Annotated in this window: 24 protein-coding genes and 1 pseudogene; 18 read left to right on the forward strand and 7 right to left on the reverse strand. The window is 63.8% G+C overall.

The window, feature by feature from the left end; translation table 11 throughout:
• Positions 1-22: 22 nt before the first annotated feature.
• Genes CG471_RS16505 through CG471_RS16515 form a run of 3 tightly spaced genes read right to left on the reverse strand, consistent with a single transcriptional unit; the run spans position 23 to position 4,579 of the window.
• A complete protein-coding gene (locus CG471_RS16505; protein ID WP_099232537.1) occupies positions 23-1,180 on the reverse strand; it encodes an acyl-CoA dehydrogenase family protein in 1,158 nt (385 codons plus the stop codon).
• On the reverse strand, positions 1,177-3,345 hold the full coding sequence (locus tag CG471_RS16510; RefSeq protein ID WP_180275727.1) for a 3-hydroxyacyl-CoA dehydrogenase NAD-binding domain-containing protein: 2,169 nt from the start codon (positions 3,343-3,345) through the stop codon (positions 1,177-1,179). Before CG471_RS16510 ends, CG471_RS16505 begins: the two co-directional genes overlap by 4 nt.
• Before the next feature lie 31 nt (positions 3,346-3,376).
• Entirely contained in the window at positions 3,377-4,579 is a 1,203-nt protein-coding gene (locus CG471_RS16515) for an acetyl-CoA C-acetyltransferase (protein ID WP_099232539.1), read from the reverse strand.
• Between the two features lie 153 nt (positions 4,580-4,732).
• Here CG471_RS16515 and CG471_RS16520 point away from each other — a divergent pair, with 153 nt between their 5' ends.
• Positions 4,733-6,403 carry a class I adenylate-forming enzyme family protein gene (locus CG471_RS16520; protein ID WP_099232540.1) on the forward strand — a complete coding sequence of 557 codons (1,671 nt, stop codon included), beginning with the start codon at positions 4,733-4,735 and terminating at the stop codon, positions 6,401-6,403.
• 41 nt (positions 6,404-6,444) lie between these two features.
• On the forward strand, positions 6,445-7,227 hold the full coding sequence (locus tag CG471_RS16525; protein WP_099232541.1) for an SDR family NAD(P)-dependent oxidoreductase: 783 nt from the start codon (positions 6,445-6,447) through the stop codon (positions 7,225-7,227).
• Positions 7,228-7,234: 7 nt separating this feature from the next.
• Here CG471_RS16525 and CG471_RS16530 read toward each other — a convergent pair whose 3' ends face one another.
• A complete protein-coding gene (locus CG471_RS16530) occupies positions 7,235-7,945 on the reverse strand; it encodes a GntR family transcriptional regulator (RefSeq protein ID WP_099232542.1) in 711 nt (236 codons plus the stop codon).
• Between the two features lie 128 nt (positions 7,946-8,073).
• Between CG471_RS16530 and CG471_RS16535 the strand changes: the two genes are divergently transcribed.
• The 11 genes from CG471_RS16535 (at position 8,074) to CG471_RS16585 (ending at position 16,273) form a co-directional block, all read left to right on the forward strand.
• Positions 8,074-8,925 carry a fumarylacetoacetate hydrolase family protein gene (locus CG471_RS16535; RefSeq protein ID WP_099232543.1) on the forward strand — a complete coding sequence of 284 codons (852 nt, stop codon included), beginning with the start codon at positions 8,074-8,076 and terminating at the stop codon, positions 8,923-8,925.
• A 52-nt stretch (positions 8,926-8,977) separates the two neighbouring features.
• Complete coding sequence (locus CG471_RS16540) at positions 8,978-9,934, forward strand: VOC family protein (protein WP_099232544.1); 957 nt, start codon at positions 8,978-8,980, stop codon at positions 9,932-9,934.
• Positions 9,935-9,939: 5 nt separating this feature from the next.
• Entirely contained in the window at positions 9,940-10,680 is a 741-nt protein-coding gene (locus CG471_RS16545) for an alpha/beta fold hydrolase (protein WP_099232545.1), read from the forward strand.
• Positions 10,677-11,453, forward strand: a complete 777-nt coding sequence (locus CG471_RS16550; RefSeq protein ID WP_099232546.1) for an SDR family oxidoreductase — start codon at positions 10,677-10,679, stop codon at positions 11,451-11,453. The genes CG471_RS16545 and CG471_RS16550 overlap by 4 nt, the downstream gene beginning before the upstream one ends.
• Position 11,454: 1 nt before the next feature.
• On the forward strand, positions 11,455-12,009 hold the full coding sequence (locus CG471_RS16555) for an NADPH-dependent FMN reductase (protein ID WP_099232547.1): 555 nt from the start codon (positions 11,455-11,457) through the stop codon (positions 12,007-12,009).
• A gap of 62 nt (positions 12,010-12,071) precedes the next feature.
• On the forward strand, positions 12,072-13,235 hold the full coding sequence (locus CG471_RS16560; protein WP_099232548.1) for an acyl-CoA dehydrogenase family protein: 1,164 nt from the start codon (positions 12,072-12,074) through the stop codon (positions 13,233-13,235).
• 12 nt (positions 13,236-13,247) lie between these two features.
• A complete protein-coding gene (locus CG471_RS16565; protein WP_099232549.1) occupies positions 13,248-13,706 on the forward strand; it encodes a hypothetical protein in 459 nt (152 codons plus the stop codon).
• Positions 13,703-14,092 (forward strand): MaoC family dehydratase, encoded by a 390-nt coding sequence (locus tag CG471_RS16570; protein WP_099232550.1) that lies wholly within the window; start codon positions 13,703-13,705, stop codon positions 14,090-14,092. The genes CG471_RS16565 and CG471_RS16570 overlap by 4 nt, the downstream gene beginning before the upstream one ends.
• Positions 14,093-14,112: 20 nt before the next feature.
• A complete protein-coding gene (locus CG471_RS16575) occupies positions 14,113-14,667 on the forward strand; it encodes a VOC family protein (RefSeq protein ID WP_257211579.1) in 555 nt (184 codons plus the stop codon).
• 14 nt (positions 14,668-14,681) lie between these two features.
• Positions 14,682-15,521: an alpha/beta fold hydrolase gene (locus CG471_RS16580; RefSeq protein ID WP_257211580.1), complete on the forward strand. Its 840-nt coding sequence runs from the start codon at positions 14,682-14,684 to the stop codon at positions 15,519-15,521.
• On the forward strand, positions 15,518-16,273 hold the full coding sequence (locus tag CG471_RS16585; protein WP_099232552.1) for an SDR family NAD(P)-dependent oxidoreductase: 756 nt from the start codon (positions 15,518-15,520) through the stop codon (positions 16,271-16,273). Before CG471_RS16580 ends, CG471_RS16585 begins: the two co-directional genes overlap by 4 nt.
• A gap of 15 nt (positions 16,274-16,288) precedes the next feature.
• Here CG471_RS16585 and CG471_RS16590 read toward each other — a convergent pair whose 3' ends face one another.
• Positions 16,289-17,347, reverse strand: coding sequence for a hypothetical protein (locus CG471_RS16590; protein WP_099232553.1), 1,059 nt, complete (start codon positions 17,345-17,347; stop codon positions 16,289-16,291).
• Positions 17,348-17,433: 86 nt separating this feature from the next.
• Entirely contained in the window at positions 17,434-17,958 is a 525-nt protein-coding gene (locus CG471_RS16595; protein ID WP_099232554.1) for an ester cyclase, read from the reverse strand.
• A gap of 162 nt (positions 17,959-18,120) precedes the next feature.
• On the opposite strand from CG471_RS16595, the gene CG471_RS16600 reads away from it, so the two are divergent.
• The 5 genes from CG471_RS16600 (at position 18,121) to CG471_RS16620 (ending at position 23,277) form a co-directional block, all read left to right on the forward strand.
• On the forward strand, positions 18,121-18,576 hold the full coding sequence (locus CG471_RS16600; RefSeq protein WP_099232555.1) for a nuclear transport factor 2 family protein: 456 nt from the start codon (positions 18,121-18,123) through the stop codon (positions 18,574-18,576).
• A gap of 38 nt (positions 18,577-18,614) precedes the next feature.
• Positions 18,615-20,951: a membrane-bound PQQ-dependent dehydrogenase, glucose/quinate/shikimate family gene (locus CG471_RS16605; RefSeq protein ID WP_099232556.1), complete on the forward strand. Its 2,337-nt coding sequence runs from the start codon at positions 18,615-18,617 to the stop codon at positions 20,949-20,951.
• A 140-nt stretch (positions 20,952-21,091) separates the two neighbouring features.
• Positions 21,092-21,535 (forward strand): nuclear transport factor 2 family protein, encoded by a 444-nt coding sequence (locus CG471_RS16610; protein ID WP_257211581.1) that lies wholly within the window; start codon positions 21,092-21,094, stop codon positions 21,533-21,535.
• On the forward strand, positions 21,528-22,529 hold the full coding sequence (locus CG471_RS16615; RefSeq protein WP_099232558.1) for an NADP-dependent oxidoreductase: 1,002 nt from the start codon (positions 21,528-21,530) through the stop codon (positions 22,527-22,529). Before CG471_RS16610 ends, CG471_RS16615 begins: the two co-directional genes overlap by 8 nt.
• Before the next feature lie 22 nt (positions 22,530-22,551).
• Positions 22,552-23,277 (forward strand): SDR family oxidoreductase, encoded by a 726-nt coding sequence (locus CG471_RS16620; RefSeq protein WP_099232559.1) that lies wholly within the window; start codon positions 22,552-22,554, stop codon positions 23,275-23,277.
• 30 nt (positions 23,278-23,307) lie between these two features.
• Here CG471_RS16620 and CG471_RS16625 read toward each other — a convergent pair.
• Positions 23,308-23,509, reverse strand: a pseudogene (locus tag CG471_RS16625) (12-oxophytodienoate reductase); the annotation flags it as partial.

Here is a 23,509-nt window from a genome sequence, read left to right on the forward strand (position 1 = left end):
CGACTCATCCCCGGTCCAGAAGTCAGGACAGCTTGCGCTCGTCCAAGCCTAGCCCGCGTCCGATGATTTCGCGCATGATTTCCGACGTTCCGGCGAAGATGCGGCTGATGCGGGCGTCGGTATACATGCGGCTGATGCGATATTCTTCCATATAGCCCGCGCCGCCATGGAGCTGGACGCATTCGTCCATCACCCGGCCTTCCAGCTCGCTGGTCAGCAGTTTGGCGGCCGACGCATCTTCGGGGGTCAGTTCGCCCGCGTTGAGCAGCAGCACGCACTGGTCGACATAGGTCTGGAGCGCATCCAGTTCGGCCCGCATCGACGCCATCTTGAATCGCGTATTTTGGAATGCGCCGATCGGCTTTCCGAACGCCCGGCGTTCCTTCACATAATCGAGCGTGATGTCGAACGCGGTCTGCGCCGTCGCCATGAAGCCGATGGCCGCGACCAGCCGCTCCTGCGCCAGGAAGCGCGCCAGATATTTGAAGCCCTGGGTCGGATCGCCCAGCACATTCTCCTTGGGCACCTTCACGTCGTTGAAGAAGAGCTCGGCCGTGTCCTGCGCCTTCAGCCCCATCTTCGCCAGCTTGCGCCCGCGCTCGAAGCCTTCCATCCCGCGTTCGACGACCATGAGGCCCAGACCGTGGCGGCTATTGGGATCGGTCCGCGCGGCGACGACGATCAGATCGCCAAGGATGCCGTTGGAAATATAGGTCTTGGCCCCGTTCAGCAGCCAATGGTCGCCCTTGTCCACCGCGCTGGTGCGCATGCCAGCGAGATCGCTGCCGGTCGACGGTTCGGTCATCGCGACGGCCAGAATCTTCTCGCCGCTGACGATGCCGGGCATCCAGCGGTCCTTCTGCTCGTCGGTACCGAGCTTCGCGATATAGGGCGCGACCAGATCATTATGCAGATTGATATAGAAGCCTATGTCGCCATGGCGCATATTCTCCTCGATGATGATCTGCTCGAAGCGGAAATCGTCGATCCCCGCCCCGCCATATTTCTCGTCCGCCCAGGTGCAGAGCAGGCCCTGTTCGCCAGCCTTCAGGAACAGCTCCCGGTCGACCATGCCCTGTTCGCGAAAGCGTTCGGCATGCGCGCCCACCTCCGCCGTCATGAACTTGACGACGGAGTCGCGGAACTGCTCATGTTCCGGCTCGAAGATCAAGCGCTTCATGCCGGCATCGGCTCCTTGACCCTGGTTGCGCTCGCGGGCGCATAGAAATCCTCGCCCTTGGCGGCCTTGTCGCGCAGCCATGCCGACGGCAGGAAGCGCGGACCATAGAGCTGGGCGAGCCGGTCGGATTCCTCGACGAACGTCTTGAGGCCGATCGTGTCGATGTAGCTGATCGTCCCGCCGGTCCATGCCGGGAAGCCCCAACCATAGATCGCGCCCAGATCGGCATCCTGCGGGGTTTCGAGCACATTCTCCTCCAGGCAACGGGCGGTTTCCATCGCCTGCGCGTAGAGATAGCGTTTCTTCAGCTCCTCGACATCCCAATCCTGCTTGACCGGGAAGTGATCGGCCAGGCCCTTCCACAGATGCTTCTTGCCGCCTTCGGGATAATCATAGAAGGCGCCGCCCGCCTTGCGGCTGGACCGGCCGATCTCGTCCTTCATGCGGCGCATCACGGCAGTGCCGGCCGGCGGCGTATATTTATCGCCTTCCTCGGCGATCGCCTGGTCGACGATCTTGAGCGGCAGGTCGAGGGTCAGTTCGTCCAGCAGCGCGAGCGGCCCGACCGGCATCCCCACCGCCTTGGCGGCGTTCTCGATCACCGCGGGAGGCACGCCCTCCGCTAGCATCGCCGCGCCTTCATGGATCAGCATCTGGAACACGCGGCTGGTGTAGAAGCCGCGGCTGTCGTTGACGACGATCGGCGTCTTGCGCAGTTGAGCGATGAAATCGAGCCCCTTGGCTAGCGTTTCCTTGCTGGTCTGCTGCCCCATGATGACCTCGACCAGGCCCATGCGGTCGACCGGCGAGAAGAAGTGCAGGCCGATGAACTGGTCCGGACTGCGCGACGCCTGGGCGAGCTGCGAGATCGGCAGGGTCGAGGTGTTGGACGCGAAAATGGCTTGGGTCGGCAATATGGCTTCAGCCTTCTTCGTGGTTTCGGCCTTGATCGCCGTATCCTCGAACACGGCCTCGACCACCATGTCGCAGCCATCGAGCAGCGCGAAGTCGTCGGTCGGCGTGATGCGGGCGAGGACGGCGTCCGCCTTGTCCTGCGTCAGCTTGCCCTTTTCGACCAGCTTGCCCAGCACCTTGGCCGAATAGTCCTTGCCCTTCTGCGCCGTCGGGACGTCGCGGTCGATCAGCACGACGTCGATGCCCGCATTGGCCGACACGAACGCGATGCCCGCGCCCATCATGCCGGCGCCCAGCACGCCGACCTTCCTGGCTTCGAACTTGGGGAAGCCTTCGGGGCGACGCGCGCCCTTTTCGGCCCCCTGCTTCGAAATGAAGGTGGTACGGATAATGTTGCGCGCGACCGGATCGGTCAGCAGCTTGGCGAAATATTTGCCCTCGACCGCGAGCGCCTTGTCGAAGGGCAGTTGCATACCGTGGAACACCGCGTTCAGGATGGCGGCGGGTGCGGGCTGGTTGTAGCCGACCTTGGCGAGGCCGCCGGTATACATCATGTATGCGCCGGAATCCTCGGGCACGGTCAGGCCCTTCTTCTGCGGCGGCGTCCACCCCTTCACGTCCCAGGGCTTGACTGGATCGGGGCCGGTGGCGAGCCAGCTCTTGGCTGCGTCGATCAGCTTGTCCGCCGGCACAACCTCGTCCACGATCTTGAGCTTGAGCGCTTCCTGCGGCCCGACCGAACGGCCCGACAGCAGCAGATCGAGCGCGGTCTTCATGCCCGCAATGATGCCCAGCCGCACCGTGCCGCCCGATCCGGGCAGCAGGCCGACATTGACTTCGGGCAGGCCGACCTGCGCCTTGGCATCATCCACCAGGATGCGGCGGTGGCAGGCCAGCGCCAGTTCGAAACCGCCGCCCAGCGCCAGGCCGTTGATCGCCGCCACCCAGGGCTTGCCCGATCGCTCGATGGCGCGATGCATGTCGGTCGCGCGCTTCGCAAAGGCGTAGGCCTCCTGCGGCGTCAGCGTGCCGAACCCGTTCACCAGTTGCTTGAGATCCGCGCCGGCCATGAAGGTCTTCTTGCCGGACGTCAGGATGACGCCCTTGATGCCGTCGTCCTCGATGATCTGCTTCGTCGCCGCTTCCATGTCGGCGATGAAAGCATCGTTGACGACGTTCATCGAGCCTTCGGCGTCGAGGGTCAGGATAGCAAAGCCGTCTTCGGCCTTTTCCAGTCGCATAGTCTTCATGGGATGTCCCGCTCTATAGTTCGGTATGCGCTCAGACGCGCTCGATGATGGCCGCCGTGCCCAGGCCGTTGGCCGCGCACAGGGTGATGAGGCCGGTTTCCGCGTCCCGCCGCTCCAATTCGTCCAGCACGGTGCCCAGGATCATGGCGCCGGTCGCGCCCAGCGGATGGCCCATCGCGATCGCGCCGCCATTGACGTTGATCTTGTCGTCGGGGACGTTCAGTTCCCGCTGGAAGCGCATCACGACGCTCGCGAAGGCTTCGTTCAGTTCCCACAAGTCGATGTCCTTCTCGGTCATGCCGGCCGCCTTGAGCGCCTTGCGCGACACCGCCGCCGGGGCCGTCAGCATGATCGTGGGTTCCGACCCGATATTGGCGTAGGACCGGATGCGACCGCGCGGCTTGAGCCCGGCCTTTTCCCCAAATTCCTTCGATCCGACCAGAACCAGCCCCGCGCCATCGACGATTCCCGAGCTGTTGCCGCCATGGTGGACATAGTTCAACTCTTCGATTTCGGGATATTTGGCCTTCGCCACCGCTTCGAACCCGGCCTTGCCAAACCCTTCGAAGGCGGGCTTGAGCTTGGCTAGGCTCTCCACCGTGGTGCCAGGCCGCATATGCTCGTCATGGTCGAGCACCACGTCGCCCAGCACATCCTTGACCGGCACGATCGCATTTTTGAAATAGCCGTTTTCCCAGGCATGAGCGGCCTTGCGCTGGCTCTCTACCGCGAAATTGTCGACATCCTCTCGCGTGTAGCCGTCCAGCGTCGCGATCAGGTCGGCACCGATGCCCTGCGGCGCGTAATAATTGCTGAAGGCGACCGACGGATCGGACGTCCAGGCACCCGAGTCATAACCCATGACCGTGCGGCTCATCGACTCGACGCCGCCGCCGATGCCGGCCTGGATCATGCCGGAATGGACCTGTGCCGCGATCAGGCTGACCGCGTCCAGACCGGTGGCGCAGAAACGATGAATCTGCTGGCCCGCGACCGTCTGCGCATAGCCCGCCTGCAACACCGCCGCGCGCGCCAGCACGCCCCCCTGTTCGCCGACCGGCTGGGCCATGCCGATGATCACGTCGTCAAGCAGCCCCGTATCGAGATCATTGCGGCTCTGAAGCGCCTTCAGCAGTTGCGTCGCCATTTCGACAGAGGTGATCTCGTGCAGCGCGCCGTCCGGGCGGCCCTTGCCGCGCGGCGTCCGGACATGATCGTAGACATAGGCTTCCATCGTGAATTCCCGACCAGTGATACAAAAATCTCTGCCCTTGCTCTTGGAGCCGGCAGGCAAAGCTGCACCTATCCAACGAAAGGCGCAGACAGGGGCGATGGCTGCAATCTGATCATCATCAATAGCTGACCGGCATTTTAGGAGCGGACATCCGTGGTCACACAAGGCGAAGATTGCGCCCCATTCCGTATTTCTGCAACCACTCTGGGCGATCTGCTTCTCAAAGGGTGGGACAAGGCATCGGGCAAGGAAGCGCTGGTATTTCCGGGGGAACGCAAGACATATGACGATGTCGTACAGAGCGTCCTGAAGCGCGCGCGCGGCCTGAAGGCGCTGGGCATCCAGCGCGGCGACCATGTCGGCATCCTGCTGCCGTCCAGCATCGAATTTGTCGAAACCCTGTTCGCCAATGCGATGTGCGGCGCCGTCTCCGTGCTGATGAACGCGCGGTACAAGGCGCCCGAAATGGCCTATGTCGCGCAAAATGCCGATCTGGCTGCGATCATCACCAATGACATGATCAGTGACCATATCGATTTCGGCGGACGGCTGGTGGAGGCATTCCCCGACCTGCCCGATGCCACCGACTCCTCCGCACTCACGCTTGCGGACGCGCCTCTGCTCAAGCGGATCGTGATGCTGGGCGGTCGTTCGGCCCCTGGTTTCGTCGATCAGGCGACCTTCGACGCGGCGGCGCTGCGCGTGGAGGATGTGGAGATTCATGCGTCCCGTCTGACCGTCAGGGTCCGCGACACCGCGATGATCCTCTATACGTCTGGCACCTCGGCCAATCCCAAGGGGTGCCTGCTCAGCCACGAGGCCGTCACCCGGGAGGCATCGAATCTCGCCCGTTATCGCTGGTCCTTCCAGCCCGACGAGCGCGCCTGGTCGCCGCTGCCGCTGTTCCATATCGCGGCGATGCTCTGCATGCTGGGCGCGATCGACGTGGGCGGCACCTTCATCGGCCAGCCGCATTTCGATGCCGGGGAGAGTCTGCGGCAGATCGAGGATGAAGGGGTGACGATGATGTTCCTGCCCTTCGTCACCTTCCATCAGGCCATGATCACTCATCCCGACTGGGCCAAGACCGACATGTCGTCGGTGCGCCTACAAAATAGCTGCTTCGCCTTCATGCCGGATCGCGTGGGCCAGGCCTATCGCGAGAAGGCCCCGAACATGCTCCAGGTGGGCACCATGGGCATGACCGAGGCGACCGGCATCGTCACCACCGGCGGCTATGCGATGGACCCGGAAATGGGCTTCAAGAAGCTCGGCTTTCCCCTGGCCGGCATAGAGATGAAGATCGTCGATCCCGAAACCGGCGCGGAGAAGGGCGTGGACGAACGCGGCGAAATTCTCATTCGCGGCTACAATCTGTTCGACGGCTATTACAAGGATCCGGAAAAGACCGCGGAAGCGCTGGACGCCGACGGCTGGTATCATAGCGCCGACATCGGATCGATCGACGAACAGGGCCATGTCATGTTTCATGGCCGGTTCAAGGATATGCTGAAAGTGGGCGGGGAAAATGTCGCCGCGGCCGAGGTCGAGGCGGTGCTGGCCACCCATCCGGCGGTTCGCCTGGCGCAGGTCGTCGGGCTGCCGGACGAGCGGCTGGCGGAAATTCCTGCGGCCTATGTCGAACGCGAAGGCGAGGTCGAGGTCGAAGCGGAGGAACTCATCGCCTTCACCCGCCAGCGCCTCGCTTCCTTCAAGGTTCCGCGGCATATCCGTTTCATCGACGAATGGCCGATGTCGGCATCGAAGATCCAGAAGTTCAAGCTGCGCGGCGCGTTGATGGACGAACTGGGCCTGAAAGACTGAAGCACGGCGCGTCGACGCCATGAAAGTGTAGGGAGAGTGACATGCGGGTGATCATCACGGGTGCTGCAAGCGGCATCGGCAGGGCCTGCGCCGAACTGCTGGCGGCCGGGTCCGTGATTCCGGGCGAACACAAGATGCTGCTCGCGGATCGCGACGCGGCCAATCTTCAGGTGGTGGCCGATGCCGTCGGCCCCACCGCGGCGACCTGCGTGGTCGATCTGGCCGAACCGGATTGCGGCGACCGGATCGTGGCGGCAGCGCTCGCGCATATGGACGGGATCGACGCCGTCATCAGCAATGCCGGCATCATCATGGGCGGCGCGCTGGTCGACCTGCCGATCAGCGATTTCGATCGCATCTTCGCCATCAACACCCGTTCCTCCTGGCTGCTGGGCAAAGCGGCCCATCCTCACCTCAGGGAGAGCAAGGGCGCCTTCGTCGCGACTGCGTCCATGTCGGCCACCCAGCCCACGCCTGCGCTCGGCTTTTATTCCTCCAGCAAGGCCGCCCTGCTGATGATGATCCGCCAGCTCAGTATCGAATGGGGCCCCGACGGCATCCGGTGCAATACGGTGTCGCCCGGCCCGACTTACACGCCGATGACGGCTGCAGGATATAAGGACCAGTCGCGACGCGATCAGCGGGAGGCCAATATTCCCCTGCGCAAGCTGGGCGTGGCCGAGGATGTCGCGCAGGCGATCCTGTTTCTGATCGGTCCCCATGCCGGCCATATCAGCGGCGTCGACCTGCTGGTCGATGGCGGCATGAGCAACATGCTGATGCCCGCCAGTGGCGGCGGCACCGGTCAGAACCGGCAGAACTGATATGGGATCAAAGGGCCCGATCCACGCCAGCCGCCCATTCGGCATCGGTCCCGCCCCGCGCATTCTGCGGGTCGATCAACAACTGCGCCGTCGCCATCAAATGGTCCGTCAGCAGCGCCACGGCGCGATCAGCGTCCCGCGCCAGCGCCGCATCGACGATCTGCGCATGTTCATGAACCAGATCCCGGTCGCCATGGGCCAAGGGTACGGTGAGATAACGGTAGCGCTCCGACTGGGCATAGAGCCAGTCGCGCATTTTGAGCAGCCATGGACTGTCGCACGCGGCGACCAGGGCATGGTGGAACGCCGCATGGGCGTCGGCATAATCCTCGTTCAGGCGGGCCGCTTCCCGCGGGTCGCGGGTCGGGGTCTTGCTCAACCTGTGGGCCGCACTGACGATCGCGGCTTCCCAGTCCAGGCCGCCCTTCTCGATGGCGCGCCGGAGGCATTGCCCTTCAATCTCGCTGCGGACCCTGACCAGATCGGTCAGGTCACCGATCGATATCGGCGTCACTCGAAAACCCCGCGCATCGTCCTGCGTCACGAAGCCCTCGGACGTGAGCCGCGACAGGGCTTCGCGCACCGCCCCGAGACTGAAGCCCTGCGTTTCCGTGATATCCTTGATGTTGATTTTCGCGCCCGGCACCAGCCGACAGGTCAGAAGATCGTCGCGCAATTGCCGGTAGGCGCGTTCGGTCAGGCTCAGCTTCTTCGTCATCGGAAGAGCTATATCAGCTTCGCCAACCGTGGCAATTCGACAAGATGTATTTTATCGCTTGAAATATATTTCATTAAAACCCATGCCATCGGTTCAGTGGGTTGGACAGATTCTCAGGAGGTTTGCATATGCGGTTGGCCAAGGTAACGAAGAATGGCGCGGTCGGTCTGGCAGTGGACACGGGCGCGGGCGTCAAGGCGCTGTTCGGCGACGCTGCCCTCTATGATCTGGATGCGCTGATCGCCAGCGGCGGCAGCGCCCTGACGGACGCCGGCGTGAAAGTCAGCGCAGAGGGCGAGGAAGTGCAGGTTGAAGACCTCATGTTCCTGCCGCCCCTCGTCAAGGCGCCCAAGATCCTCTGCCTGGGTCTCAACTACAAGGATCACGCAGCCGAAGGCGGATTTACCGTACCCGAATTCCCGACGGTATTCGGCCGTTTCAATTCCAGCCTCATCGGCCATGGCGCACCGATCATCAAACCGCCCTGTTCCGATCAACTTGATTATGAGGCGGAAATGGTCGCGGTCGTCGGCAAGGGCGGCAAGGATATCAGCAAGGACGACGCGCTGTCGCATATCGTCGCCTATTCGGTGTTCAACGACGGTTCGATCCGCGACTATCAGCTCAAGACGCCGCAGTGGACGGTCGGCAAGAATTTCGACGACACCGGCGCCTTTGGCCCCTGGCTCGTGACGGCGGACGAACTGCCTGCGGGCGGCGCCGGCCTCAAGATCGAAACCCGCCTCAACGGCCAGGTGGTGCAGAGCGCGAACACCTCGGACATGGTGTTCGATGTCGTCGACACGGTCGCCCTCCTTTCCACCTGCTTCACGCTGGAAGCAGGCGATGTCCTGGTCATGGGAACCCCGTCGGGCATCGGTCTTGCCCGCAAGCCTCCGCTGTTCATGAAGGATGGCGATGTGTGCGAGGTGGAAATCGAGAAAATCGGCCTGTTGGTGAACCCCATCAAGGCAGCATGATCGAAAGGTCGGGCGCCGCCCTGTCGGTGCCCGGCCAGCCAAGGAGGGAAGGATGAACCAGAACAGCCCGTCGGGACGTCGCACCAATAGTTTGGGCGTCCATTCCATCGATCATTTTGCGGTCGAAGTGCCCGATCTGGACGCCGCGCTGACATTCTACACGCTCTTCGGGCTTGAGGTCCGGGAGGGCAACGGCACGCTGGAACTCTATGCGGCTGGCAATCCGCATCGCTGGGCGGTGCTGAGCCAGGGCGGCGACGCCAAGCGGCTGCGCTATCTGAGCTTTGGCATCTATCCCGACGAGGCGGATGCCTTTGCCGCCCATCTCGACGGCTGCGGCGTCACCCGGATCGAAGCGCCCGAAGGCGCGGAAGCGGACGGCATCTGGTTCGCGGGCTTCGATGGCCTTCCGATCAATGTCCGCGTTGCCGACAAGGCGACGCCATCGGAAAAGAGCCAGTTCACCTTCGTCAGCGCGGCGCCCGGCCAATCCGGCGCGATCCCCAACAGCAAGGCGCCAAAGGTTCACCCGCGCCGCCTGTCGCATTTTGCGATCTTCACGACCGACGTGAATGCCGCGATCGACTTTTATGAAAAGACGCTCGGCCTGCGCCTGTCCGACAAGAGCGAACCGGCCGTCGCCTTCCTGCACGGCGCCCATGGCAGCGATCATCACCTGCTGGCCCTCGTCCTGTCTGATCGGCGGGGCATGCACCACAATAGCTGGGACGTCGGGTCGGTGATGGAAGTGGGCTTGGGCGGCGCGACCATGGCGCGGGCAGGCTATGGCCCCAATTGGGGCGTGGGCCAGCATGTGCTGGGTGCCAATTATTTCTACTATGTGCGCGACCCCTGGGGCAGCTTCAGCGAATATTCGGCCGATATCGACTTCATCCCGCATGATGTCGACTGGCCGGCCGCCAACCATGCGCCGGAGGACAGCATGTTCCTGTGGGGACCAGACCCGTTCCCCGAATTCATCCAGAACACAGAACCGACGGAGGCCTGATCGTCATGACCACATTCCTACTTCTCCATGGCGGCGGCATGGGCGGCTGGACATGGAAATATGTCCGCGAAATTCTGGAGGCGAAGGGCCACAAGGTCTACACGCCGACCTTCACCGGCTTTGGCGAGCGCGAGCATCTGATCGGCCGCGATGTCGGCAATGCGACCCATGTGCGCGACATCGTCAACGTGTTCAAATTTGAGGACCTGCGCGACGTCGTGCTGGTCGCCCACAGCTATGCCGGCACGGTCGCGCCCGGCGTGATCGCCGAGGTGGGCGACCGCATCGCCGCCATCATCTATCTCGACGCCATCGTGCCCCGGTCGGGGGAACGGATCGCCTCCCTCATGGGCTATGTGCCCGAAGACCAGCTCGCTGCGCTCGATGCGATGCTCGAAGCGGGCGAAGGCCCGGTCGGGTCGGGCGTGCACGAGATGCAGCGCGCGGCCGCCAAGGAACATCCGCATCTCATGGACCCGGCGCGGGAACAATGGCTGCTCGACAATCTGTCGGACCAGCCGATGAAGGCGACCGCCTGCGTCATCCCCGTGGGGGCCGAGACGATCGCCCGACCGGTCGACTATATCGCGGCAGCCATCACCGTGATGACGGCGATGCACGACCGGGCGCGCGAACTGGGCTGGACCATCCATGACCATCCGGGCGATCACGCCCTTCTGGTGGGCGATCCGGAGGGCACGACCGACCTCATCCTGAAGATTACCGACGCGGGGGCCCTGGCATGAATGCCGCGGAGTTGTTCTCGGTACAGGATCGCGTCGCCGTCGTCACCGGCGGATCGATCGGCATCGGCCGCCATATCGCAACCGGCTTTGCCGCTGCGGGCGCCCAAGTCTATATCTGCGCGCGGACCGAGGCCAAGGTAACGGCAGCAGCAGCGGAGATTTCCGCCAAGACGGGCGGCCGCTGCACCGGCCTGGTCGCCGATCTATCGACGCTCGCGGGGATCGAGGCCCTGGTCGCGGCGGTGTCCGCACGAGAGCAGGCCGTGCATGTCCTGGTGAACAACGCCGGGACCATGGCCGACGCGCCCATAGACGACTATGGCGAGGACGAATGGGATCCGGTCATCGACCTGAACCTGAAAGCGCCCTTCTTCACGCTCCGGAAATTCCTGCCCCTGCTCCGCGCGGGGGGCACGGCGGAGCGCCCCGCATCGATCATCAACATCGGGTCGGTCGGCGCGCTCAAGGTCGGGCCGAAGGAAAATTACGCCTATCAGGCATCGAAGAGCGCCATCCACTGGATGGCGAAGGGCCTCGCCAAGCGACTGGGTAGCGACAACATCACCGTCAACGTCATCGCGCCCGGATTCTTCGAATCCGAAATGACCGTCATCACCTCCGACGAGATGCGCAAGATGGTCGTGTCCATGGTGCCGCGTGGCCGCGTCGGCACGCCCGAGGATCTGGCGGGCGCCGCCATCTATCTCGCCTCGCGCGCGGGCGCCTATGTCACCGGATCGGTCATCCCGGTCGAGGGAGGCTTGTCGATCTGATATGACCCAGCTTCATTTCGTCGCCATTGGCGGCACAATGCGCGCCTATTCCTCCACTGAGCGGGCGCTTCGCAAGGCGCTTGCCATCGCAGAGGACCGCGGCGCACGCACGACGCTGCTCGCCGGGGCGGATATCGACTTCCCGTCTTACGCGCCTGAAAATCCGGATCGTCCGGATGCGGCAAGACGTTATGTCGACACCCTGCGGTCGGCGGATGCCGTGATCATCGGCTCACCAGGATATCATGGTGCGATCTCCGGCTTTGTGAAGAATGCGCTCGATTATGTCGAGGATATGAGCCGCGACGAGCGTTGCTATTTCGACGGCCTGCCCGTGGGCTGTGTGGCAACAGCGGCCGGCTGGCAGGCCGCAGTCGCTACACTCCAGCAATTGCGGGTAATTACCCACGCGCTGCGGGGCTGGCCCACGCCGCTGGGCATCGCCATCAACACCATCGGCAGCGAAGGCGACCCGATCGAAAATGCGCCTATCCCCAGTCAGTTGGGGATGATGGTGGACCAATTGTTCAGTTTCTGCCGACGACCTGCCCTATAGTTGGATAGGTTCGCAATGCATCCGCCGGGCGCTTAGTCGCAGTGCTACAAACGGGAACGACGATGGATTTTTCACTCACCGAGGAACAGCAGGCGTTCAGGGACATCGTCCGCCGCTGGGTCGATGCGGAAGCGCCCAAGGACTGGATGCGCGCGCTGGAGGCCGACGAAGAAAATTATCCCTATGCTTTGTGGGACAAGATTGCCGAGCAGGGATTTTTCGGGATCGGCATTCCGGAGGAATATGACGGCCTGGGCGGCGACGTCATGATGCAGATGATCTTCGCCCGCGAATTCGCGCGGACGGCCGGCGGCCTGCTGTGGGTCTGGGGCCTTACCTCCTTCGGCGGCGCGAAGACGATCGGCGCGGTCGGCACGGAGGAGCAGAAAAACCGCTGGCTGCGCCCCATGGCGCAGGGCAAGCTGCGCGTCTCGCTGTCGATGACAGAACCCGACGGCGGCACCGACGTTTTGGGCGCGATGAAGACCCATGCCGAAAAGGTCGAGGGCGGCTGGAAGCTGAACGGCGCCAAGATGTGGACGACCGGCGCCAAGGCGGCCGACAGGCTGCTCGTCCTCGCCCGCACCGACAAGACTGTCGAAAAGAAGCATCATGGCCTCACCATGTTCTTCGTCGACGCCAAGGCGCCCGGCATCACCGCTTCGCTCCTGCCCAAGCTCGGCATGCGCGCCATGGGATCGTGCGAGGTCCATTATGAGGATGTCTTCGTCCCCGACGAGGATGTGCTGGGGGAACCCGGACAGGCCTGGTACGCGATGCTGCCGACGCTCAACAATGAGCGGATCATGGTCGGTGCGCAATGTCTGGGCGCGATCGACGGCGTGCTGGAAGACGCGCTGGAATATATGCTGCAACGCAAGGCGTTCGGCGGCATCATCGGCCGGTTCCAGATCCTGCAGCACTATGTCGCGGACATCGCGACCTGGCAGAAGACGACCGAATTGCTGCTCAACAATGTTGCCTGGATGCAGGCCAACGGGATGCCGTGCGGCGTCGAGGCGAACATGCTCAAGATGGTCGCGACCGAAAATGCGGTGAAGGCCGCGGACCTCGGCATCCAGATATTGGGCGGCATGGGCTATTCGGCGGAGACCGACATGCAGCGTTACTGGCGCGATCACCGCATCTTGCGGATGACGCCGATCAGCAACGAGATGGTGCGCAACACGATTGCCGAAAGCCTCGGCCTGCCGCGTTCCTTCTAAGGGTTATAAGCGATGAGCGATCTCGACGATCTACCCCCTGCCCCCGACGCCGCCGGCACATCGCTGGACGGGGAAAAGGTGTTCACCATCACGGCGGAGGAGAATGCCGCGCTATGCCGGTCGACCGGGATCGAGCCGGCCGCCGATGGCAGCGCACATCCCATCTATTATTATATCGCCACCCAGGTCGCGATGGGCAAGACGGTGGCGGGCGTCTGCGAAGCGTGCGAATTCGATGTCGAGGATGGCCCGATGATGGGCAGCAGCGGCGTGCGGTTCGATGCGCCGCTGAAGGTGGGCGAAAACTACAGAGTGACGGGAGAGATACTCAGCCTCGTCCGCAAGCGCAGCCGCAAGCTGGGCGTCATGGACGTGCTGACCTATCGCCTGCGCCTGCACATGCTCGATGGCACGCAGGTGCTGGAAACCGATAATGTGTGGGTATTGCCCCGCAAGGAGTTCGCCGCATGAGCCACGCCGTCGGAGACATGCTGCCGCCCTTCACGATCGAGAGCGTCAGCCCACAGGCCATGCAGCAATGGGCCGTGTTCCTTGCCGATCCCAATCCCATTCATCTCGATGTCGAGGTTGTGAAGGCGAAGGGACTGGGCGACCGGGTCATCAACCAGGGTCCGATCAACGTCGCCTATATGATGAACATGCTGATGCGCGCTTTTCCCGGTGGGCGGATCAAAGCGATGGATTCGCGCTTTCTGGACAACGTCTATGGCGGCGACCGGGCAGTGGTGACTGGCAAGATCGCGGCGATCGAAGGCAATGCCGTGACCTGCGAATTCTCGCTGGATGTCGATGGCCGCGGCACGGTCAATTCCGGCACAGCGACGGTGGAAACCTAAAAAATCAGAGGAGAATATCAATGCCTAGCGGACCTTTTGCCCATGTGTGCATGGTCGTGCGCGATCTGGACAAGGCGATCGAGGATTGGACCAAGATCCTGCGCGTGCTCGATCCGGCCTCGCTGGAAGAACGTCTCGTCAAATATGACGAATTTTCCAGCGGCGACGACGCCGGCATGAAGTGGGCGACCTTCGTCAACAATGGCGGCACGGAAATCCAGTTCATTCAGCCGGCACCGGGCACGCCCATGGGCGATCGCCTCGAAAAGGTCGGCGAACATGTCCATCACCTCTGCTATGCGACCGACGACGTGCCGGGCGCGATGGAAAAGCTGCGGGCCGAAGGGCTGCACCTGCCCGGCGGTGGCCAGACGTTCAACGATCCGGACATGACCTGGCAGAAATGGAGTTGGGTCGGCCACAAGAGCACGCACGGTGCGCTGATCGAGGTCGCCTCGCCCTATGAGAGCCGCAACGACGGCAAGTGGCACCATGCGCCCGGCAAATTCGCCTATAAGGGCCCCGGCGAGCATCCGTCGTTCGCAGACATGGTCCCGCCGGTCGCCGCCGAATGATGCAGTCGCCCGGCATGACGATCCCCACACGGATAAGCCTGCCGGGTAACGGGCTGGAGATGGTTGCGGACGCCTATGGCGACCCTGCCGCGCCACCCGTCTGCTTCTTCCATGGCGGCGGCCAGAGCCGCCGTTCCTGGGCCGGGTCTGCCAGGCGAGTGGCGCAAGCCGGCTATTACGGCCTGACCTTCGATCTGCGCGGCCATGGCGACAGCGGATGGGCCGCCGACGGCGACTATCTGCTGGAAGCCTATGGTCGCGACGTCGAGTCCATCATCCGGGCCTTCGACAGGCCGATCGCGCTGGTGGGGGCCTCGCGTGGCGGCCAATCCGTGCTGGTCGGCGGGTCGCGCCATGCCGATCTGGTGCGCCTCATCATGCTCGCCGACGTCGCCCCCTATATGGTGGATGACGGCGTTGATGACATTCGTGACTTCTTCCGCGCCAGCGACTCCGGTTTCGCGTCGCTGGAAGAAGCGGCCGATGCGCTGCATGCCCATCTCGGCCAGCCCCGCCTGCCCGACGTGTCGGGCCTCGCCAAATCGATGCGCGAAGCGGATGGACGGCTGTTCTGGCACTGGGACCCCCGCACAACGGCGCCAGAATTTCTGCACCCCCCTTCGGAAGGGGAAGCGCTCATCGACGCGGCCCGTCGCGCGCGATCGCCACTCGTCCTCGTCAAGGCGGAACTGAGCGAGATCGTCTCGGACGAAAGCGTTCGGCAGTTTCGGGCGCTCGCCCCGCAACTGGAGGTCGAGATCGCCCATGGCGTCGGCCATATGTTCACCGGCGACCGCAACGATGCCTTTGCCGATCGCCTGCTTCACCACCTGGCACTTCATCTGCCGCTATGACGAAAGGCGCGTCCTTCGTCGTCGGCGGAACCGGCGGCCTCGGCAGCGCGATCTGCCGACGCTTGTCGACCGAATGGGATCAACTCGCCATCGGCTACCGATCCAGCCGGGAAAAGGCGTTGGCGGTCGCGGCGTCCCTGCCAAACAATTCTTGCGAGGCGCTGTCCATTGCCTGCGATCTTTCCGATCGCACCTCCATAGAGACCGGTATCCGCGAGACGGTCGAGCAATTCGGCGCCATCGGCACGATGGTCTTCGCCAGCGGGGTCGACATAGCCCAACCCTTCGTCAGCCAGATCAGCGAAGAGCAATGGCGCGAAGTCATCGAGATCGAACTGGTGGGCTTGACCCGCATCGTGTCCACCGCTCTGCCCTATTTCCGCGCCCAGGGCTTTGGCAATTTCGTCACCGTCGTGTCGGTCGCAAACTATTGCTTCCCCCCCGGCGACGCGTTGTCATCGGTCCCCAAGGCCGGAATGGAGGCGCTGGGCCGCGCCATCGCCAAGGAGGAAGGCCGTTACGGCATCAGGGCGAACATGGTTGCGCCGGGCATCATCGACGCCGGGCTTGGCGCCGATTTCCTGACATCGCTATACTCGCCGGAAATCTGGGAAGCGCAGCGCAGGCGCATTGCCCTGCAACGCTTCGGCAGCGGCGAGGATATCGCCGAGGCCGTCGCCTTCCTGGCTTCGGACAGGGCGAAATATATGACCGGACAGACCCTGATCGTCGATGGCGGCTTCAGCCTCTGAAGCCGCCTGCTCCGCTCAACCCAAAAAGCGCTGCGCGGCCACCCCATCGCCCCAATTATGGATGCGCTCCCAGAAGCGGACGCGGGTGGGCGCGAAATTATGCATGTGCGCCATTTGGGGGCATATAAAGAGCTGGATGTCCTCCGCGCTCTTATAGGCGCGGGGCTCGCCAAGGGGATCGGGCACCACGTCACGCTCGCCCATTGCGATCAGCACGGGGACGCGCACGACCGCGGCTTCCAGCGCCACCGCGCCCGGCGCCACCATGTAGACGCCACAAGGCGGCGTGGTCGCCGAACGCCATTCGGGTAGCGGATCGACCAGCCCAGCGGACGCCTTCATGTCGAGCGTGACGATATCCTCAGGCTCGTCATCATGGTGGAAGGACCATTGAAAGGGATGCTCGCCAGCCCTTGCCGCCGCCTGGAGCGCTTCGGCGTCGCCCAGCGTCACGCCCGGCGCCTGCGCCAGCGCCGCCGCGTTCAGGACATGCGGCGCATCGAGCGATGAGCGGCGCGAAATCCAGGGCCATGCGGCAGGCGGCTGTCCCGGCCGGGTCGGCACGACGGTATGGACGCCGCTATAGCCCAGCACGCCGATGCCATGGAATGTCTGGTGATTGCCCTGCGCGACGACCGTGAAGCATCCGCCCATCGACTGGCCGATGCCAAGGCATGTGGCATCGACGATCGGGGCCAGTCCGTCGACGAGCGTGCCCGCTTCCAGCCGGGTCATGACCGCGCGCACCATGGCGTCGTTGGCCGCCGCGACATTGTCGAGATTAAGGACATTGCCGTCGGGAATCGTCGAATCACCAAATCCCAGATGATCGCACGCGACGAAAATCCATCCGCGTTGGCAATGGAAACCCGCTTCACCGCCGCCCGACCCGTCCGGCATGTCGAAGCTGTAATAGCGTCGGCAATAGCCCCCGCCGGGGAAAGCGAAACAGACGGTCGTGGGATGGGCCAATGCCGTAACATCCGGCAGATGGACAGTAATTGCCACATGGGCGGCCGTGCCGAGCGCCGCCGCCTCGCTGACATCGATCTTCAGTTCGACGGACCGCTTCATGCCTTTGCCATTCCTTCCATCCCAAACACCGACGTCCCCGTTTCGCCGAACCGGCGCGCCCTCGCTGCGCCGGTTCGGCATGTCGGTCACTTATAGGGATCGACGGGCTGGGGAACGTTGATGACTTCGAGATCCTTCAGCATCGTCAGCACGTCGGAGATGGAATAGATGTGATCGATCTTGTCGCCCCGGAAACGCAGCCATGAGAACCACAGGACGTTGAGGTCGTTCCCGGTGGGCTGGACGCCCATATATGGGCCGCCGGTATGCTTGCCATGATGATGGCACAGCACGCAGATCTCGTCCTCGCCACGGCCCCAGGCCTTCAGCGTGCGATAGATGCTGGGCGGGAAGGTCTTGTAGAGGCCCTGCGGCGAGGTCTTCCACACATGATAAGTGCCAAGGTCGGGCCGGTTCGGGTTGTCGTAGGTCATCGTGTCGGTATTGAAGAATGCGTCCATTCCATCCCAATCGCCGCGATTGATGACCTCATGCAGGTCCATCCAGTGATTGACCATGAACGCCTGCCGCTCGGTCAGCCCGGCTGTGATGTCCGCCCGCGTTTCCTTGGACAGGACGAAATCGGCTTCCGTGAACGGGGCGAGGCCCATAATAGTCTCCTTGATCAAAAAACGGTCCGCGGGATCGGTCCCGTGGGCTGTGGCTTCTTCCCCATAGCCGCCGCGCCCGGCACCTACCTAATGGAAGGCGGCGAGCCTGCTCCCCTGTGCCAGCAGCCATTCTATAGAATGAGGTGAGGCGGAGGAGAGGCCATGACACTGACCCTGCAGGAAATGTCGGACCGGTTCGAAATTCAGGACCTGATCGTTGGCTATTGCTATGCGGTCGATACACGCGACTGGGATGCGCTGGACCGCTATTTTACCGACGACGCTGTGATCGACTATTCGGAAATGGTGGGCGTCGTCGGCAGCCTTACGGAAATCAAGGCATTCCTCTCGGCAAGCCTGACGCCGATCCTGGCCTTTCAACATGCCGTGTCCACCACCCAATATCAGATCGCGGGCGACCGGGCGCAGACCAAAACCGCCTGCTATAATCCGATGACGGTCAGCAATGGCGAAACGACCGATACCTTGGTCTTCGGCCTCTGGTACCATCATGAATTCGTCCGCACCGCGCAAGGCTGGAAGATCAGCCGCCTCTATGAGCAGAACTGCTACCGGATCAATGTGCCGGACTGGCTCGCGGCCCAATTGCCCGCCTGATTTCCCCACAGCCTTTTCGGATTCCGAGGGGGAGCCTGATGCGCCGTTTTCTGAACATGCTTTTCGTCCTGCTCCTGTTTCTTGCCGGTCTGTCGCTGCTCGGACTGGGCGGGCAGCTCGCGCTACTAGGCGGGTCGATCTGGTATGGCGTGTCCGGCCTCGTCATGACGGTCACCGCCTTTCTCGGCTGGCGCCGTTCGCGGCTCTCGATCACCCTCTATTGGGCCTTTCTCGTCGCCAATCTGGGTTGGTCGCTCTGGGAGGTCGGACTGGACGGTTGGGCGCTGGCGCCCCGGCTGGCCATGCCCGTCGCCATGGGCCTCTACATGCTCACCCCCTTTTATCGGCAGCATGTCGGGCTTGGCCGTCCCCTGCCCGGCGCCCGCGCGCTGTGGCCCGCTCTTCTCCTGCTCTTCATAGGCGCCGTCGGCACCGCTTTCTGGACGGATCGTTCGCCGCCAGCGCCCAGTGCGCTCTGGGGCGCCGGACCTGCACGAGCAGCCGATGGCGACTGGATCGCCTATGGCAACGATCGGGGCGGGTCGCGCTACTCGCCGCTGGCGCAGATCACGCCCGCCAATGTCGGTCATCTGGAAAGGGCATGGACCTACCACACCGGCAAGCTGACCGACGGCAAGCAAGGCACCGCCTTTCAGGCCAATCCGCTCAAGGTGGGCAATCGTCTGTTCCTGTGCGCTGGCAATAATGATGTGATCGCGCTCGACCCCGAAACGGGCCGGCAATTATGGCGGCACCAGCCCAAGACCGATCTCGCTGGCGTCTATGGCCTCGTCTGCCGCGGCGTCACCCATTATCGCGTACCGCAGGCCCGGGGCTTTTGCGCCGAACGCATCTACACCGCCACGCTCGACGCCCGGCTGATCGCGCTTGATGCCGCCACCGGCAAGCTATGCCCCGGCTTCGGACAGGGCGGTCAGGTGGATCTGAAAGCGGGACTGGGCACGGTCGACAAGGGCTATTATTTCGTGACCTCGCCCCCCGCCCTCGTGCGGGGCCGTCTCGTTCTGGGCGGCTGGGTGATGGACGGTCAGAAAATCAGGGAACCCTCGGGCGTCGTCCGGGCGTTCGATGCCGTCACCGGCGACTTTTCCTGGGCGTTCGACATCGGCCGCCCCGACGATCACGGCCCGCCGCCGCCCGGCCGGGTATTCACGCCGGGCACGCCCAATAGCTGGGCGCCGATGAGTTCGGATGACAGGCTGGGCCTCGTGTACGTGCCCACGGGGAACGCGACGCCCGACTATTTCGGCGGACATCGCACCGCCAATGACGATCTTTATTCCAGCGCCGTGCTGGCGCTCGATGCGGAAAGCGGGGCGGTGCGCTGGTCCTTCCAGACGACCCATCATGACCTGTGGGACTATGACGTGCCCGCCCAGCCGACGCTGGTCGACCTCCCCGGCGGCGTCCACGGCCTGCTCCAGCCGACCAAGCGCGGGGAGATATTCTTCCTCGACCGGGCGACCGGCAAGCCAATTCTGCCGGTGGAGGAACGCCCCGTCCCGCAGGGCGTCGTTCCCGGCGAACGCCTGTCGAAGACCCAACCCTATTCGGTGGGTATGCCCAGTTTCGGCGGTCCGCGTCCGACGGAAAAGGGCATGTGGGGCCTGACGCCGATCGATCAGGCGATGTGCCGCATCCGCTTCCGCCAGGCCCGTTTCGACGGCGACATGACGCCGCTGTCGACCGAGCATCCAACGCTCACCTGGCCCGGCTTTCTGGGCGGAATCGACTGGGGCGGCGTATCGGTCGATCCCCGGCGCGGGCTGATGATCGTCAACAACAACCAGGTCGGCAACTATAACCGCCTGATCCCCAGAGCCGTTGCGGACCGGCAGGGCATCAGGCCGATGACCGCCGCCCATATGAGCGATGTCGGCGGGCCGGTCGCCCAGATGGGCGTGGCCTATGCCGCCCATATCGCGCCCTTCCTCTCCCCACTCGCCATTCCGTGCCAGCAGCCCCCCTATGGCCGCATCAACGCCGTGGACCTCAAGACCGGCAAGCTGGTGTGGAGCCGGCTATTCGGCACCTCGCGTGACAGCGGTCCACTGGCCCTGCCGACCTTCGTGCCGATTCCCATGGGCGTGCCCAATATCGGCGGATCGGTAGTGACCTCAAGCGGCCTCACCTTCATCGGGGCGACACAGGAGCATATGTTCCGCGCCTATGAAACCACGACCGGCCGGCTAGTATGGAAGGCGCGCCTGCCGGCGGGTGGCAACGCCTCCCCCACCACCTATTGGTCCAATGCCAGCGGACGCCAGTTCGTGGTGATCGCAGCGGGCGGACATGGCGCCATGCTGGCCGGTGCGAGCGATGCGTTGATCGCCTATGCCCTGCCCAAACCATAGCGGGCGGCGAGGGATAGGCGCCTTCCACCAGCCAAGGAAAGGCGACGAATCGCGGCAAGAGGCCGCCTAATCCTATCCTTTGGCGGGCAAGATTGGCCAAAGGCGCTTTATGTTTCTTCGGGAAACAAGGGGAGGAAAACATGCCTGCACATGGCAGTCTGGTAAGGCGCTTGCTTGTCGGCGCCGACGATGAACGCGCGATCAAACATGTGCTGCTGCGTTACGCCACCGGTATCGACACGCGGGACTGGCCGCTGTTCCGGACCTGCTTCGCCCAGGATTGCGAGACCGATTACGGCAGCTTCGGACATTGGCGCGGTCCGCGCGAAATCGCCGAATATATGGCCGATGCGCACCGCCACATGGGGCCGACGCTGCACCGCATCACCAATATCGTGATAGAGAAGCGCGACGACCAGGTGCACGCGCGCAGCTATGTCGATGCGATCCTGCCGGAGGCGGCCCAGGGCGGCGTGACCCATCGCGCGACCGGCTATTATGACGATTGCCTGGTTCGGACATCGGACGGCTGGAAGATTTCCCGCCGGAAGTTCACCCTGGTCAAGGCGGGTCTGGATGGCTGATCTCAACCGCCAGGTCATTTTGACGTCCCGCCCGGCGGGAGTCGCGCAGGCGGAGAATTTCGCGATCCGGCATGCGCCGGTCCAGCAGTCCGCGCCGGGCCAGATTTTGGTGCGCAATCACTATCTCTCGATCGAACCGGCGATGCGCGGCTGGATCGCCGATACGGGCAATTATGCTGCGCCCGTCGCCATCGGCTCGGTCATGCGCAGCCTTGCTTCGGGCGAAGTGGTCGCCTCCGCGCATCCCGACTATGCGGTCGGCGAGCATGTGTCCGGCTGGTTCGGCTGGCAGGACTATGCCTGCGTCGCGGCCGATCAGGTCGTCCAGCGCACCAGCGCGGCCGAGATGCGGGCATCGCTCGGCATTCTGGGCATCAACGGCATGACAGCCTATCTCGCGCTCACGCTGGTCGGCCAGCCCCGCGCGGGCGACATCATTGCGGTATCCACGGCGGCTGGCGCGGTCGGTTCGGCCGTCGGGCAGATCGCCCGCATCCTGGGTTGCCGCACGATCGGCCTTGCCGGCGGCCCCGACAAGGCCCGGCGCTGCGTGGAGGATTATGGTTATGATCATGCCATCGATTATCGCACCGACGACATAGGCGCGGCTATCGCCCGCCATGCTCCCGACGGCGTGGACATCTATTTCGACAATGTCGCCGGCGCGATCAGCGACGCGGTCGTGCCGCATCTGGCGCAGCGGGGGCGCGTCGTCGTGTGCGGCACGGCATCGATCGACCGTTGGGCGCCATGGCCCACCGGGCCGCGCGTGGAACGGCATCTGCTGGTCAAGCGCGCCCGGATGGAGGGCTTCGTCATCTTCGACCATGTCGATCGCTATGCCGAAGCGACGGCGCAACTGCAGGCATGGATCGCGCAGGGCCGCCTCACGTGGCGCGAGGATATATTGGACGGGATCGAGGCCTGTCCCGACGCGCTCGCCGGTCTCTATCGCGGCGAAAATGACGGCAAGCGGCTCATCCGTCTCGTTTGATCTGGGAAGAGGACATCACGTCATGGACAATCTGGAAGGGCAGATCGCCATCGTTACCGGCGCATCGTCGGGCATCGGCGCGGCGAGCGCCCGAGCGCTTGCTGAAGCGGGCGCGACCCTGGTGCTGGTCGCCCGCCGCGCCGACCGTCTCACCGAACTGGCAGAGGAACTGGGCCGTGGCAGCACGGCCTTCGCGGCCGACATGGCGGACCCGGATGCGCCGCAAAAGCTGCACGATTTCGTTCTCGACCGATTCGGCCGCGCCGATATCCTCGTCAACAATGCCGGTATGCTTCATGCTGCGCCGATCGACACATTCGACCTCGACCAACTCCGTCCGATGATCGCGATCAATTATGAGGCGGTGGTGCGCGCCAGCACCCTGTTCGCGCGCACGATGAAAGCGGCCGGCAGAGGGCAGATCATCAACATCTCCAGCATCGGGGCGAACATCGCCGCCCCCGGCGTGGGCGTCTATGGCGGCCTCAAGCGCGCGCTCGAGGCTTTTTCCGACTGCTTGCGGGTCGAGCTTGCCGGATCGGGGGTCAAGGTAGGGATCGTCGCGCCGGGCACGACCAGCACCGAGATTTTCGAGGATATGAAAGCGAGGGGACAGCCCGCCTGGGACAGCTCCATACCCGCGATGCAGCCTCGCGACATCGCCGAAGCAGTCGCCGTCATCGCGCGGCAGTCCGAACGCACCAATATCGCGCGTATCCAGGTCTATGCCGCGGCCGACAGCCACTGACGCCCCGGCCGGAGCCGGAGCGTCCGTCGATCAATCGAGCGTGGCGTAGGCGTCCAGCCGGAACGGATTGACCGCCTCGCCGTCGCGCATCTTCGTCACCCATTGCGCGTCCATCAGGAGGGCGCGGCCGACTGCGATCAGGTCGAATTCGCCCCGCGCCATCCTGTCGGCCACCAGCGCCAGATTGTCGGTCATGACGGTCGGTTGCGCGAAGGAGGATTGCAGATCCTTG

The organism is Sphingobium sp. IP1, assembly GCF_002708645.1.
Classification (GTDB): Bacteria; Pseudomonadota; Alphaproteobacteria; order Sphingomonadales; family Sphingomonadaceae; genus Sphingobium; species Sphingobium yanoikuyae.